The 13,265-nt window shown below is 66.8% G+C and carries 14 protein-coding genes; 9 read left to right on the forward strand and 5 right to left on the reverse strand.

Annotation, left to right across the window (positions count from 1 at the left end; all coding sequences use genetic code 11):
• Positions 1–42: 42 nt before the first annotated feature.
• The 7 genes from F0U60_RS17895 (at position 43) to F0U60_RS17925 (ending at position 5,707) form a co-directional block, all read left to right on the forward strand.
• On the forward strand, positions 43–1,023 hold the full coding sequence (locus tag F0U60_RS17895) for an ABC transporter substrate-binding protein (RefSeq protein WP_395821348.1): 981 nt from the start codon (positions 43–45) through the stop codon (positions 1,021–1,023).
• Positions 1,013–2,491: a sugar ABC transporter ATP-binding protein gene (locus tag F0U60_RS17900; RefSeq protein ID WP_395821351.1), complete on the forward strand. Its 1,479-nt coding sequence runs from the start codon at positions 1,013–1,015 to the stop codon at positions 2,489–2,491. The genes F0U60_RS17895 and F0U60_RS17900 overlap by 11 nt, the downstream gene beginning before the upstream one ends.
• Complete coding sequence (locus tag F0U60_RS17905) at positions 2,481–3,461, forward strand: ABC transporter permease (protein ID WP_395821353.1); 981 nt, start codon at positions 2,481–2,483, stop codon at positions 3,459–3,461. The genes F0U60_RS17900 and F0U60_RS17905 overlap by 11 nt, the downstream gene beginning before the upstream one ends.
• Positions 3,458–4,420 carry a sugar ABC transporter permease YjfF gene (locus F0U60_RS17910; protein ID WP_395821356.1) on the forward strand — a complete coding sequence of 321 codons (963 nt, stop codon included), beginning with the start codon at positions 3,458–3,460 and terminating at the stop codon, positions 4,418–4,420. Before F0U60_RS17905 ends, F0U60_RS17910 begins: the two co-directional genes overlap by 4 nt.
• A gap of 14 nt (positions 4,421–4,434) precedes the next feature.
• Entirely contained in the window at positions 4,435–4,830 is a 396-nt protein-coding gene (locus tag F0U60_RS17915) for a type II toxin-antitoxin system PemK/MazF family toxin (protein WP_395821359.1), read from the forward strand.
• A 141-nt stretch (positions 4,831–4,971) separates the two neighbouring features.
• A complete protein-coding gene (locus tag F0U60_RS17920) occupies positions 4,972–5,247 on the forward strand; it encodes a DUF4038 domain-containing protein (RefSeq protein WP_395821362.1) in 276 nt (91 codons plus the stop codon).
• 166 nt (positions 5,248–5,413) lie between these two features.
• On the forward strand, positions 5,414–5,707 hold the full coding sequence (locus tag F0U60_RS17925) for a hypothetical protein (protein ID WP_395821364.1): 294 nt from the start codon (positions 5,414–5,416) through the stop codon (positions 5,705–5,707).
• On the opposite strand, the gene yjjX is transcribed toward F0U60_RS17925, so the two are convergent.
• Positions 5,700–6,254: an inosine/xanthosine triphosphatase gene (gene yjjX, locus F0U60_RS17930; RefSeq protein WP_395821368.1), complete on the reverse strand. Its 555-nt coding sequence runs from the start codon at positions 6,252–6,254 to the stop codon at positions 5,700–5,702. The two genes, F0U60_RS17925 and yjjX, sit on opposite strands and share 8 nt — an antisense overlap.
• A gap of 45 nt (positions 6,255–6,299) precedes the next feature.
• Positions 6,300–7,319, reverse strand: a complete 1,020-nt coding sequence (locus tag F0U60_RS17935; RefSeq protein WP_395821371.1) for an NAD-dependent epimerase/dehydratase family protein — start codon at positions 7,317–7,319, stop codon at positions 6,300–6,302.
• Between the two features lie 76 nt (positions 7,320–7,395).
• Here F0U60_RS17935 and pcnB point away from each other — a divergent pair, with 76 nt between their 5' ends.
• The gene (pcnB, locus tag F0U60_RS17940) at positions 7,396–9,129 is read left to right on the forward strand and encodes a polynucleotide adenylyltransferase PcnB (protein ID WP_395821373.1); all 1,734 of its coding nucleotides are present in this window, start codon (positions 7,396–7,398) and stop codon (positions 9,127–9,129) included.
• 183 nt (positions 9,130–9,312) lie between these two features.
• Here the strand turns inward: pcnB and F0U60_RS17945 are convergent, their stop codons facing one another.
• Positions 9,313–10,527, reverse strand: a complete 1,215-nt coding sequence (locus tag F0U60_RS17945) for a DNA polymerase IV (RefSeq protein ID WP_395825291.1) — start codon at positions 10,525–10,527, stop codon at positions 9,313–9,315.
• 39 nt (positions 10,528–10,566) lie between these two features.
• Here F0U60_RS17945 and F0U60_RS17950 point away from each other — a divergent pair, with 39 nt between their 5' ends.
• Positions 10,567–10,980: a secondary thiamine-phosphate synthase enzyme YjbQ gene (locus tag F0U60_RS17950; protein WP_395821376.1), complete on the forward strand. Its 414-nt coding sequence runs from the start codon at positions 10,567–10,569 to the stop codon at positions 10,978–10,980.
• On the opposite strand, the gene F0U60_RS17955 is transcribed toward F0U60_RS17950, so the two are convergent.
• Together F0U60_RS17955 and F0U60_RS17960 are read right to left on the reverse strand one after the other, a co-directional pair.
• On the reverse strand, positions 10,961–11,911 hold the full coding sequence (locus tag F0U60_RS17955) for an RluA family pseudouridine synthase (RefSeq protein ID WP_395821378.1): 951 nt from the start codon (positions 11,909–11,911) through the stop codon (positions 10,961–10,963). The genes F0U60_RS17950 and F0U60_RS17955 overlap by 20 nt on opposite strands.
• Positions 11,908–13,092, reverse strand: coding sequence for a serine/threonine-protein kinase (locus F0U60_RS17960; RefSeq protein WP_395821380.1), 1,185 nt, complete (start codon positions 13,090–13,092; stop codon positions 11,908–11,910). Before F0U60_RS17960 ends, F0U60_RS17955 begins: the two co-directional genes overlap by 4 nt.
• Between the last annotated feature and the right edge of the window lie 173 nt (positions 13,093–13,265).

Genomic DNA, 13,265 nt, shown 5'->3' on the forward strand with positions numbered 1-13,265 from the left:
ATCCGGCGTCTCGTGAGGGCCGCCGCTCGCTTGGAGAGACCCATGAGGTGGATGATCCCATTCGTGCTGCTCGCTTTCATCGGCTGTAAGCAGCAGTCCTCGGAGAAGCCGCAGCAGGCTGGTGAGACGGCCGGCGCACCTGCTGCGGCCAAGAAGCTCGTCATCGGTTTCTCTCAGGTGGGTGCCGAGAGCGCCTGGCGTACCGCGGAGACCAAGTCCATCCGGGGTGAGGCCGAGAAGCGTGGCATTGACCTGAAGTTCGCGGATGCGCAGGGCAAGCAGGCCAACCAGATCAACGCGCTCAGCTCCTTCATTGCGCAGAAGGTGGATGCCATCGTGCTCGCCCCGGTTGTCGAGACCGGGTGGGAGAACGTCCTGATGCAGGCCAAGGAGGCCAACATCCCGGTCATCCTCGTGGACCGCGGCATCAAGGTGAGCGACGAGAGCCTCTACACCACGCTGATCGCCAGCGACTTCGTGGAGGAGGGGAGGATGGCGGCCGAGTGGCTCGCGAAGAAGATGAACGGCAAGGCCAACATCTACGAGCTGCAGGGCACCACCGGCGCCGCCCCGGCCATTGATCGCAAGAAGGGCTTTGAGGAGGTGCTCGCGAAGAACCCCGGCATGACCATCGTCAAGAGCCAGAGCGCCGACTTCACCCGCGCCAAGGGCAAGGAGGTCATGGAGGCGTTCATCAAGTCGGACCGCGAGAAGATCCAGGCCGTCTATGCCCACAACGATGACATGGCGCTCGGCGCCATCCAGGCGCTCGAGGAGGCCGGCATGAACCCGGGCAAGGACGTCATCCTCATCTCGGTGGACGGGGTGAAGGGCGCCTTCGAGGCGATGGTCGCGGGCAAGCTCAACGCCACCGTCGAGTGCAACCCGCTGATGGGTCCCACCGTGTTCGACACCATCGCGAAGATCCGGGCGGGTGAGAAGGTTCCGAAGTTCATCCAGAGCAAGGACCAGCTCTTCGAGCAGTCCACCGCGGCCCAGGTGATCAGCACCCGTGAGTACTGAGCCGATCCTCGTCGCACGAGGAGTCGAGAAGCGTTTCCCCGGGGTCCACGCGCTGCGTGGCGTGGACCTCGAGGTGCGGGCGGGTGAAGTGCATGCGCTGATGGGGCAGAACGGCGCAGGTAAGTCGACGCTCATCAAGATCCTGACCGGGGTCTACCCGCGCGACGGTGGAACGCTGTCCTTCGAGGGGCGTGATTTTCGTCCCACCTCACCGGGAGATGCCCAGCGCAAGGGCATCAGCACCATCTACCAGGAAGTGAACCTCATCCCGACCCTGACGGTCGCGGAGAACCTGTTCCTGGGTCGTGCGCCCCGGCGTTGGTTTGGTGTCGACTGGCGCGCCATGCGTCGCAAGGCAGAGGAGCTGCTCGCCACCTTTGATCTGCGGATCAACGTCGATCAGCAGCTCGGCACCATGTCGACCGCGGTCCAGCAGCTCGTCGCGATCGCCCGCGCCGTCCAGACGGACGCACGGGTCATCATCATGGATGAGCCGACCTCGAGTCTGGACAGCCATGAGACGGAGCTGCTGCTCGGCATCATCGGGCGGCTGAAGGCGCGAGGCATCGGCATCCTCTTCGTCACCCACTTCCTGGATCAGGTCTACCAGGTCAGCGACCGCATCACGGTCCTGCGCAACGGCACATTTGTCGGGACGTACGAGGCCTCGCAGCTTCCTCGCCTCGAGCTCGTCTCTCACATGCTGGGCAAGGTTCCCGAGGAGCCCGCGCTCCACGAGCGGACAGAGAACACGAGGCCCGCGGTCGTCACCGCCCAGGGCCTGACGCGCAAGGGAATCGCTCCGTTCGATCTGACGCTGCACGAGGGCGAGGTGGTGGGGTTCGCGGGGCTCCTCGGCTCCGGACGCACGGAGGCCGCCCGTCTGCTCTTCGGTGCGGATCGCGCGCGCAGCGGCACGGTCAATGGCGCGGCTCCGAAGAGTCCCCGACATGCAATCGAACAAGGCTTGGCATTCTGCCCCGAGGATCGGAAGGCGGAGGGCATCATCCCTGACCTGTCGGTCCGCGAGAACATCGCGCTCGTTGTCCAGCGCAAGCTGGGCTTCACCCTCTCCCGGGCCCAGCAGGAGCGGATCGCCCAGGAGTTCGTGACGAAGCTCGGCATCAAGACGCCCTCGGTCGAGCAACCCGTCCGGCTGCTCAGCGGAGGGAATCAGCAGAAGGTCATCCTCGCCCGGTGGCTTGCCTACGATCCGCGCGTCCTCATCCTCGATGAGCCGACCCGCGGTATCGATATCGGCGCGAAGGGTGAGATCGAGCGCCTCATCCACGAGCTGTCGCAGCGAGGGCTCTCAGTCCTCTTCATCTCGGCGGCGCTGGAGGAAGTGCTGCGGCTGTCCCATCGCATCGCCGTCTTCCGTGACCGGAAGAAGGTGGGCGAGCTCACCAGTGCGGGGCTTCCGGATGTCATGAAGCTGATCGCCGGCGAGGAGCACCATGAGTCCTAGGAATTTCTGGCCCCTGGTGGCGCTGGTGGCGCTGCTGGTCTTCAACCTCATCTTCACCACGGGCTTTGCCCGACTTGAGTTCCGAGACGGACGACTCTTCGGTGCCCTCGTCGACATCTTCCAGAACGGTGCACCCGTCATGCTCCTCGCGGTGGGCATGACATTGGTGATCGCGCTGGGGGGAATTGATCTGTCGGTCGGCTCGGTGATGGCGCTCGCGGGAGCAGTCGCGGCGCTCCTGATGACGGAGCAGGGGCTGTCCGTGCCTGTGTCGGTCGCGGCTGCACTGGGCACGGCCCTGGTCGTCGGAGCCCTCAACGGAGCGCTCGTCACCTACGGGAGCGTCCAACCCATCATTGTGACGCTGGTGACGCTGGTGATGGGCCGGGGGGTGGCGCAGGCGCTGACCCAGGACCAGAAGGTCCGCTTCGAGAATCCTTCCTTCGAGTTCATCGGCAACGGCACCGTGGTGGGACTTCCGGTCCCGGTCCTTATCGTCGCGGTTGTGTTCGTTCTCGTTGCCCTGCTGCTCCGGAAGACCGCGACGGGCCTTTACATCGAGGCCACAGGTGGCAACCCGCAGGCTGCCCGGCTCTGCGGCCTCCGAGTCCACACCATTCAGATGACGGCTTACATGGCCAGCGGCCTGTGCGCGGGCCTCGCGGGGCTCATTGCCGCGGCCGACATCAAGGAGGCTGACGTCGCCAACAGTGGGCTCTACCTCGAACTGGACGCCATCCTGGCGGTGGTTCTGGGCGGGACCAGCTTGACCGGTGGGCGTGCCAACCTTGTCGGCTCGATCATCGGTGCCACCTTCATTCAGACACTCACCATCATGCTCCAGATGAGAGGGGTCATCACGGAGCATACGCTCATCATCAAGGCGATCGTGGCGTTGGGGGTCTGCTTCATGCAGACGGCGGCGTTCGAGCGTCTGGTCCGGCGACTCCGCCCGGTGGAGGGTGCGTGAACTTCCTGCGTAAACACGTCACGGTCCTGGCGGGGGTCTTCGCCTACGTGGTGCTCTACCTCGCCGCGTCGGTGCGGTACGACGGCTTCTTCTCCCTTCCGATCTTCATCAACTTCCTCTCCAACAACGCGGTGCTCGGCATCGTCGCGGTTGGCATGACGTTCGTCATTCTCTCCGGCGGCATTGATCTCTCCGTCGGAGCCGTCATGTCCTTCTCCAGCGTGCTCATTGGTGTCCTTGTGATGGACCACCACTGGCATGTCCTCGCCGCGATTGGGATGTCGCTCGCGTGCGGAACCGCCCTGGGGGCCTTGCTCGGCACGCTCATCCACACGACGGGTATCAAGCCCTTCATCGTCACGCTCGCCGGGATGTTCTTCGTGCGCGGGCTCGCGTTCATCATCCACCTCGAATCCATTGCCATCGTGGATCCGCGCCATACGGCTATCGCGACCACGCGGATCGGCTCGCTGCCCCTGACCGCGGTCTTGTTCTTGGCGTTCGTCGCCGTCGGTTGGTACGTCGCGGTGTTCACGCCTTTCGGTCGGAACATCTATGCACTCGGGGGCGGCGAAGAGGCTGCGCTCCTGATGGGCTTGCCCGTCAAGCGTACGAAGGTTGCCGTCTACGCGGTGAGTGGCTTCTGCGCCTCCTTCGCCGGCGCCGTGCTCACCTTCTATCTTTCCAGCGGCAGCCACCTGGAAGGCGTTGGGATGGAGCTCGATGCGATCGCGACCGTGGTGATTGGCGGGACCCTGCTCGCCGGTGGGGTGGGCTCGGTGTTCGGCACGCTCATTGGGGTCCTCATGCTCGGCCTCATTCTCACGTCGATCACAACGTATGAGGGCATGCTGAGCTCGGGCCTGACGCGTGTCGCCATTGGCGCGCTCCTGCTCGGGTTCGTGTTGCTGCAGAAGCTGCTGACGCGGCGGATTGTCGGGGTAGGGCGGGCCACGTAACGTGTGAGCGTAACATGGAGACGAACACAGGAGAATCCACGGGTCCACGTCCAGAGCGGATCAACCGCGGTGACGTGTTCTGGATCGCGCCAGATGACTCGCGAGGGCCTGCCCCGAGCTACTCCCATCCCCACGTGGTGGTTCAGGACGACGTCTTCAACCACTCGCGCATCACGACTGTGGTCGTGTGCGCATTGACGTCGAACTTGCACCGGGCGAGCGAGCCGGGGAACGTCCTGCTCGAGGTGGGCGAGGGGAACCTTCCCAAGCAGAGCGTTGTGGTCGTGTCGCAGATCTCTTCGGTGGAGAAGGCCCGCCTGGGAGAACGCATCGGGTCGCTGTCCGACGCGCGGGTGGAGCAGATTCTGGCCGGCCTGCGATTCCAGCAGGCGTCGTTCTTCAGGCGGTAGTGGTGCGCATGCTCCCTCTCCCTCTGGGAGAGGGGACATCCACGGGCCCTCGGACTGTGTCTCAATTAATTCAGGAAATCCTGGAGTTCTCGTTAAGCGGGCATTAAGAGCGGGTCCTCACGCCTTTCGAGGAAACGCTCGATGCGAAAGACCCCCCTTCTTCTCTTGTCGTTGTCTCTCCTGTCGGCCTGTGCCGGCGAACAGGAGACGGTGGACGAAGTCACCCCACGCGAGGCGGCGCTCGCCACGCCTCTGCCCAAGCTTCGTGTGAGCAGCAATTCCCGCTACCTCGTCAAAGAGGACGGCTCACCGTTCTTCTATTTGGGAGATACGGCATGGGAGCTCTTCCATCGGCTGAACCGCTCCGAGGCCGTGACTCTCCGGTATCGAGGTCTATGGTGGCAGTGGCGGCGGTAGCAGCTTCGTCAGTGGCATCAACTTCAACGGGAGCGCTGTCACCATCGATGGGAACGCGTGGCAGTCCTACTCCACCGCCCTCGCCAATGGCCTCAGCGTGAACTCACCCAGCCTGACGACCACCACGGTGACGCCGAGCCCCGCGACGGACAGCGGCACGAGCGCCATGCTGAACTCCGCCATCTGGAAGATGGGTGCGGATCTCCTGGTGAGCCAGTCGATCGCGAATGGCAATTACAGCGTGTACCTCTGGGTCATGGAGAACTATCAGTCCAACTTCCGCTCTTTCAAAATCCGCCTGGAGGGTACCGAGGTTGAGAGCGCCGCGGGCAACCTGCCGCTCGGCGGTTGGAAGAAGTACGGCCCCTATCCCGTGGCGGTCAGCGATGGTGCGCTGAACGTGGACCTCGTCCGCGTGAACGGGGACGTGCACCTGATGGGGATGGCCCTCTTCAAGTAGCGGAGGGCAGGGGAGGGGCCGCTGGCGCCGGGTAGAGGTCCGGGTGCAGGAAGGGCATCAGCGCACAGGCCAGCGGGCCCTGCCACATCTCGGCGCGGGTGAAGAGGCCGTTGGTCAGGATGCCCACCGCCCCCAGCTTCTTCTTGCTCTCGGTGCGGCCGGTGATGTGGTCCATGACGGGACCCAACTCTTCGCCCGCCAGCACCCGAGCGACCACCGTTGGCGGCAGGGGGAAGCGAACTCCCCAGGTGAGGTTCTCCCTGCCCCCGGCCTCCACCACTGCCACGCAGTTGATGAGGCTCCCGTCCGGGTCCACGCCTCCTTCGAGCCCCATTCCCATCCGCGCGCCCTCGACAGCCGCCAGGGCCGCCCGCGCCCGGTTTCTCGCTCCCGTCGAGGTCTGGTTGGGCCCAATGGGCTGCTCGGGCACTCCGCTGGGCACGTCGATGGGAACCACCGTACAGCCTGGGTAGGCGCGTTCGCAGATGGCTTTCACGGCCGTTGTCTTGGCCGGGTTTGTCGAGCCGACGGCGATCACAAAGGACATGGTGTGCTCCAGGTGATGGAAGACGGGGATGGGGACGGGAGGCCGTCAACCGACGACGCCCCGGGGTTTAAGGGGGCGGTCCCTCGGGAGCATTCCTTCCTCCTGGAACCAGCGCAGTGCCTCGCGGATACCCAGGCGCACCGGTCTCGGGCGATAGCCCAGCTCCCTCATGGCCTTCGCCGACGAGTGGTAGGCCGGCAATGGCAGTGCCTGCAGGAACGCCGTGTTCACGTGCTCGAAGAGGTCCGGTGCCAGTCTCCCCACCGCGTCTCCAAACCTCCCCACTGCCTTCACCACCCCGTCCGGTAGCGGAATCCGCGGAGGCGGCACTCCCGCCTCCTCCGCGCAGATCGTCAGGAGCTCGCGGAAGGTGAGGTTCTCTCCCCCGAGGATGTAGCGCTCCCCCGGGCGGCCCTTCTCCATGATGAGTTGCAGCCCCCGCGCCACGTCCTGCGCGTTCACCACGTTGGTGCCACCGCTCGGGTACACCACCACGAGGCCCTTCGCCACGAGGCGCAGCAGCTGCCCCGTGGACGGCCGCACGTCGTAGGGGCCCAGCACGAAGCCTGGATTACCCGCCAAGACCTCCAGGGTCGAGCCCGAGGCCTCCAGCGCCAGGCGCTCGGCCTCTCGCCTGGTGTCGGGGTGGGGGTTATCCCCCGCCTCGGTGTAGACGTCGTCCTCGGTCGCCGGCTCGGTCATCGTCCCGTGACCAACCGCCGCTATGCTCGACACCACCACGACCCGCCGCACACCGGCCCCGCGTGCCGCCTCTAGAACGTTTTGAGTCGCCTGGGCGTTGATGCGGGAGATGTCCTCCCGAGTCGAGGGAGCGAACCGGACGGTGCCCGCCACGTGGTAGACCCGCTCCACCCCTTTCATCGCCCCTCGAAGCGACCCGGCGTCCAGGACGTCGCCGAGTACCTCGTGGTAGCCCAGCCCGCGCAGCCCCCGGCGGTCGCTCCGCTCCCGGACGAGCAGCCGGGGTCGCTCCCCTTGCTGGCACAGCAGGTGGGCGAGGTTGGCCCCCACCAGTCCTGTTGCCCCCGTCAACAATGTCTTCATCTGCTACTCCCTTCCGGGGAGGATGCGCTATAGGTCGTGCCCTTAGAGGCGCCCCCCACGGGGCGTCAACCGCGAGATGACGCGAGACTCCACTGAAACACCGCCAGCCGGTGAACCGACGCTCCAGCCTGCGCCCGATGACGCGCGCGAGGCTGAGATCCCCGAGGCCGGGTCCCTGGACCCCCTCGAGGCGCTGCCGGTTCCCGAACCCGCGGAGGAGAACCCCACACCCATGTCCGCCTTCATGGAGACCCTCCCCGAGGAGACCCTCTCCGAGACCGAGTACCTCTCCGACACCACCCCCTCCGGCGAGCCCGCGGAGATCGACCCCGACAAGCTCGACCCGGATGCCCTCAAGGTCATCCACCGCCTCCACGCTCACGGCCACGAGGCCTACCTCGTGGGTGGCTGTGTGCGGGACCTGATGCTGGGCCGCACCCCCAAGGACTTCGACATCGCCACCAGCGCCCACCCGGGCGAGGTGCGCGCCATCTTCCGCAACTGCCGCCTCATCGGCCGGCGCTTCCGGCTCGCCCACATCTACTTCAAGGGCGGGAAGATCATCGAGGTCTCCACCTTCCGCGCCAACCCCACGGAGCTCGACGCCAGCAACGGCGCCGAGGCCGCTGCCGACACGGGCGCCGAGAACGGCGAGGAGGGGAGCGAGGCCGAGGAGTCCCAGGATCTCCTCATCACGCACGACAACGTCTTCGGCACCGCCGAGCAGGACGCCCGTCGCCGTGACTTCACCATGAACGGCCTGTTCTACGACGTCGCCGAGGGCCGGGTGATTGATTACGTGCGCGGCCGGCGCGACATCGACGAGCGCTACATCCGGACCATCGGCGACCCGGAAATCCGCATGCGCGAGGACCCCGTCCGCATCCTCCGCGCCGTGCGCTTCGCCTCCAAGCTGGGCCTGGACATCGAGTCGCGCACCTACGCCGCCATGGAGGGCGCCGTCGAGGACCTGCCCCGCTGCGCCCCCGCGCGTCTGCTGGAGGAGACCTTCCGCCTCATCCGCGGTGGTGTGGCCGCTCCCAGCTTGCGGCTGCTCGCCGCGCTGGATGCGCTCAAGATTCTGCTTCCTCCCGTGGCCGCGTATTTCAAGGAGAACGGCCGCCGCGGTCGCGAGACCTTCTACGCCTACGTTGAGGCGCTCGACCGGCGCGTCTCCTCCGGTGAGCCGCTGGATGACGCCATCCTGCTCGCCGCGCTGCTCGTCCCCATCGCACAGGCCGGCCCCGTCGTGGAGAGCCAGGACCCCGCGGTCCGCCCCTCCGTGGCCCAGGGCATCGAGGATCTGCTCGCCGAGTTCGTCCAGACCGCCCGGCTGCCCCGCCGCATCGCCGAGCGCTGCCGGCTGCTGCTCATCGCCCAGCGGACCCTCTCCGGTGAGCGCCGCCGCCGTACCGGGGCGTTCCGCCGACACCCGCTCTTCAACGACGCACTCGTCGTCTTCGAAATCTCCGTCGAGGCCACTGGCCAGCACCGCGAGGCCCTCGAGGCGTGGAAGCGTGGCGAGGTGCCGTCCCTCAAGCCCGAGGGTGGAACGAGCGAGGGCGGCGAGGCTCCGCGCAAGCGGCGTCGGCGTCGGCGTCGGAGTGGGCGCAACAAGACTGGAGCAGGGGAAGGTGCGTCTGCCGCCTCGGCCTCGGCTGCGGGTGGTGCGGAGGCCGCGGGGGGTGAGGCCGCGGACTCGGGTGAGTCGGACGACGCTGGGGACGCGGGTGAGACGGGCGATGACTTCGAGTCCGGCTCCGAGTCCAGCGCGGATTCCGACAGCGACTCCGAGTCCGACGAGGGCTGATCCGCCTCGTTCCCTCTCCCTTTGGGAGAGGGTTAGGGTGAGGGTAGCCGAGCCCGTTCTTCAACCCGTGGCCCGCGGTGTGGACAGGGGGTTCAACCCGGGTTCTCCCAATACCCTCACCCCGTCCCTCTCCCAGCGGGAGAGGGGAAATGGCCGCGGGACAGTTGTCTTTGCGGAAGGGGATTAGTTGGGACGCTTTGGCTTCTTGGGACGTTCCGGGTCGGGATCCGACTCGGGACTCCCCGCGATGTCCGCCGTCGTTACTGCCTTCGACCCGAAGCGCTCCGCGATCCGATCCAACGCCGCGTTCAGCTTGTCGCTCCGCTTCGGTTTCTCCGGCTCCGTGAACAGCCCGAGCTGTCGCGGCTCGCCGCCCTCCGAGTCCAGCTCCTGCATCGAGACCCCGGTCAGTCGGACCGGCTTGTCCTCGTGGGCCTTCTCCAGGAGCTCTTTCGCCACCCGGTAGAGCGTCTGTCCGTCATCCGTTGCAGAGGGCAGGGTGGTCCTCCGGGTGATGAGCGTGAAGTCCGCGAACTTCAGCTTGAGCTGCACCACCCGTCCCTTCACTCCCGCGCGCCTCAGTCGGCGGGCCACTCGCAGCGCTTGCGAGTGCACGTGCGGGCTCAGGGCGTCCATCCCCGTCAGGTCCTCGTCAAACGTGTCCTCGGCCCCCACGCTCTTGGCCTCTCGGTCCGGTACTACCTCCCGAGGGTCGATGCCCTGCGCCAGCTCCCACAGGTGACGCCCGCTCGAGCCCCACCTCGCCTCCATCCACGCCACGTCCCGCCGAGCCACGTCGCCGATGGTCTCCAGCCCCGCGCGCTTCAGCGCCTCCTCCGTCTTCGGCCCCACCCCCCACAGCCGCCCCACCGGTAGCCCCGCGAGGAACGCCACCGTCTCCTCCGCCCGCACCTCCCGTTGCCCGTTCGGCTTCGCCACGTCCGAGGCGATCTTCGCCACGAACTTCACCGCGGCGATCCCCGCCGAGGACGGCAGGCCCGTCTCCGCGGCGATCTCCTTGCGGATCCGCCTGGCCATGTCCGCCGGCGTTCCGAAGAGACCCACCGACGCCGTGACGTCCAGGAAGGCCTCGTCCAGCGACAGGGGCTCCACCAGCGGCGTGTAGCGCTCGAAGATGGAGAACACCTGCTCGCTCGCCTCGCTGTACGCGCTGAAACGGGGCTTCACCACTACGGCGTGCGGCGCCTGCTTCATCGCCCGCGCCATGGGCATCGCGCTGCGCACGCCGTACTTGCGCACCTCGTACGAGGCGGCCACAACCACGCCGCGCCGTGCGTCCCCGCCAACAATCAGGGGCTTGCCGCGCAGCTCCGGGTTGTCCCGCTGCTCCACCGACGCATAGAAGGCGTCCATGTCTACGTGGATGATGGCCCGCATCGGATTCACTGTAGTGGACCCCTCTGACGTTCACTCCGCATGAAGACTCTGACCGAATACCTCACCTTCCAGACCCGGGAACGCCGCGAGCTCGTACGTATCACCGATACCGTTGCCGAGCTTGTTCGCAAGAGTGGCATTCAGGAAGGCATGGTGCTCGTTTCCGCCATGCACATTACCGCCGGTGTCTTCGTCAATGACGACGAGCCTTTCCTCCACCAGGACATCTGGGACTGGTTGCAGCAGCTCGCGCCCCAGGGGCCCGACTACCGCCACCATCGCACCGGCGAGGACAACGGCGATGCCCACCTCAAGTCCCTGCTCATCCACCACCAGGTGATCCTCCCCGTCACCGCGGGGAAGCTGGACCTCGGCACCTGGCAGCAGGTGTTCTACGCCGAGTTCGACGGGCAGCGCCGCAAGCGCATGGTCGTCAAGGTGATGGGCGAATAGGGAGCGCGTGGCGCTCGAGCACGGCGAGCAGCTCGGGGGGCAGGGGACTCTCCACCCGTACTTGCTTCTTCGTCACCGGGTGGGTGATTCCCAGCGCCTTCGCGTGCAGGAAGAAGCGGCCCAGTCCTGGCTCCTCGCGTCCTCCGTACAGCGTGTCTCCCACGATGGGCGCTCCCACCGCCGCCAGGTGCGCGCGGACCTGGTGCAGCACTCCTGTGGAGATGCGCACCTCCACCAGGCTGTACTCCCCCGCGCGCTCCAGCACTCGGAACTCCGAGTGCGCATCCCTCGCGCCCTCGCCTCCGTCCAGCGCCGGCTCCACCCGGTCCGGGTGTCTCGGGTGGTGCCGCAGCGGCAGGTCGATCTCCCCGTCATCCGCCAGCGGCCCCGTCACCAGGGCCCAGTAGCGCTTGTCCACCTCGCGTCCGCCGAACGCCTCGCGCACCGCCGTCCACGCCTCGCGCGTCCGCGCCGCCACCATGACCCCGGACGTCTCAATATCCAGCCGGTGGCACAGCCCGCCCTCGCGCTCGTCCTCCGAGGCCTCCGCGCACTCGGGGTAGCGCGCTACCAGCGCGTTGGCCACCGTGCCCGTCTCTCCCGGCTGCAGGGGGTGTGACGGCTTGCCCGCGGGCTTGTCCACGAAGACCAGCACCTCGTCCGTGTGCAGTACCGACAGTGGGGCCTCCGGCTCGGGCATTACCTCGCGCCGCTCCTCCGGCACCACCACGGTGATGCGCTGGCCCACGGCCACCAGCAGCCCCTTCTTCGCCGCACGGCCGTCCACCTTCACCGCGCCCGAATCGAACAGCCGCTTCAGCTTCGCTCGTGACAGCCCCAGCGCCTCTCCAATGAAGAGGTCCACCCGCTGTCCCGCCTTCCCCGCCTCCACCACCAGCGTGTGCGTCGTCCCGGTTACGTTCTCGTTCACTCGGAGAGTGCCTCGTACACTTCCTCCGCCGTCTGGAACCGGTCGTCCGGCTCCTTCCGGATGAGGCGATGGGCCACCCGGGCCAGCTGTGGATCTCCGTTCTGGTTGATGGCCAACACTGGCGGGGGCTCGGTTTCCAGCACCTTGTGCCACAAGTCGACCGGCGACTTCGCGTCAAAAGGCGGTCGGCCCGTCATCAGCTCGTAGAGGATGACGCCCAGGCTGTAGAGGTCCGATCTCCCGTCCAGGGGCTCGCCGAGGATTTGCTCCGGGGACATGTAGCGGAACGTCCCCACCATGCGCCCGTCCAGCGTCATCCCCGCGTCGTCCGCCAGGAACTTCGCCAGTCCGAAGTCCATCAGCCGCACCTGACGATCCTCGTCCACCATGATGTTGGACGGCTTCAGGTCCCGGTGCACCAGCCCGTGCGCGTGGATGTACGCCAGCGCCTCGCAAATCTGCAGCAGCGCGTCCTTCAGCCGGCCCACCCGCTCCGGCCGGTTCAGCTCCTCCAGCCGCGCCGCCGTCTCCCGCTTCACCGGCTCCGCCCCCGGCCCCGCCACGTCGTAGGGCAGCTCGAAGTCCAGGGGATCCAGCTCGTCCGAGTCCGAGCCCAGCCACGGCTCCATCTGCACGGGCAGCCGCGCCGCGGAGCCCGAGCTGCCGAAGCGCATGGCCGCCATGTCCTCGCTCGGTGCCTCCTCGGCGAAGGCCGACAGGTCGAACAGTCCGCCGCCCGCCTCGCCCGACGCCGACTCCCGGCTCACCGAGCCCTCCACCGAAACCGAAGCCGAAGCCGCCGCTTGGGTACGCAGGAACGACCCCGAGGCCGATTTCGAGTTCGAGCCCGAGCTCGCCTGGGACAACAGCTCCTCGCCCCGCAGCGACAGGTACTCGCGCAGCGTCAGCCCCTCGATGAGCTCCATCACCAGGTACGGGGAGCTCTGGAACACCCCGGTGTCGTAGACCTTCACCACGTTGGGGTGGGAGAGGTCCGCCAGGGTCTCGAACTCGCGCACCAGCCGCTTCGCTGCCCGCGAGTCCATCGCCGGGCCGCCCGACAGCAGCTTCAGCGCCACCGCCTCGTTGCTCCTGGCATCCAGGGCTCGGTAAACGGTCCCAATGCCTCCACTTCCGAGCGTCTCGAGAACGCGATAGGGACCGATGAGGTTGGGACGCATCGAGTTGGAGATCCTAGATACCCTGTTGGGTCGGGGTCAAACGGCCCCCCAGTATGTCCAGGGTGTTGGCGGGTGGTCACCACGCATTCCAGCTCCTCATGGGCCCAGGTAGCAAGAATGGGGTAGGTCTGGGACTCACTGGGATTGCCGGAAAGTCGGATCATGACAGGGGG

The organism is Archangium minus (assembly GCF_044360475.1).
Lineage (GTDB): Bacteria > Myxococcota > Myxococcia > Myxococcales > Myxococcaceae > Archangium > Archangium minus.

Bases quoted from the DNA above. Each gene is read 5' to 3' on its own strand.
- F0U60_RS17925 (WP_395821364.1), top strand. From the start codon at position 5,414: ATGCTGAACTCCGCCATCTGGAAGATGGGTGCGGATCTCCTGGTGAGC.
- yjjX (WP_395821368.1), bottom strand. From the start codon at position 6,254: ATGTCCTTTGTGATCGCCGTCGGCTCGACAAACCCGGCCAAGACAACG.
- F0U60_RS17915 (WP_395821359.1), top strand. From the start codon at position 4,435: ATGGAGACGAACACAGGAGAATCCACGGGTCCACGTCCAGAGCGGATC.
- F0U60_RS17935 (WP_395821371.1), bottom strand. From the start codon at position 7,319: ATGAAGACATTGTTGACGGGGGCAACAGGACTGGTGGGGGCCAACCTC.
- F0U60_RS17905 (WP_395821353.1), top strand. From the start codon at position 2,481: ATGAGTCCTAGGAATTTCTGGCCCCTGGTGGCGCTGGTGGCGCTGCTG.
- F0U60_RS17920 (WP_395821362.1), top strand. From the start codon at position 4,972: ATGCGAAAGACCCCCCTTCTTCTCTTGTCGTTGTCTCTCCTGTCGGCC.
- F0U60_RS17945 (WP_395825291.1), bottom strand. From the start codon at position 10,527: ATGCGGGCCATCATCCACGTAGACATGGACGCCTTCTATGCGTCGGTG.
- F0U60_RS17950 (WP_395821376.1), top strand. From the start codon at position 10,567: ATGAAGACTCTGACCGAATACCTCACCTTCCAGACCCGGGAACGCCGC.
- F0U60_RS17895 (WP_395821348.1), top strand. From the start codon at position 43: ATGAGGTGGATGATCCCATTCGTGCTGCTCGCTTTCATCGGCTGTAAG.
- F0U60_RS17960 (WP_395821380.1), bottom strand. From the start codon at position 13,092: ATGCGTCCCAACCTCATCGGTCCCTATCGCGTTCTCGAGACGCTCGGA.
- pcnB (WP_395821373.1), top strand. From the start codon at position 7,396: ATGACGCGAGACTCCACTGAAACACCGCCAGCCGGTGAACCGACGCTC.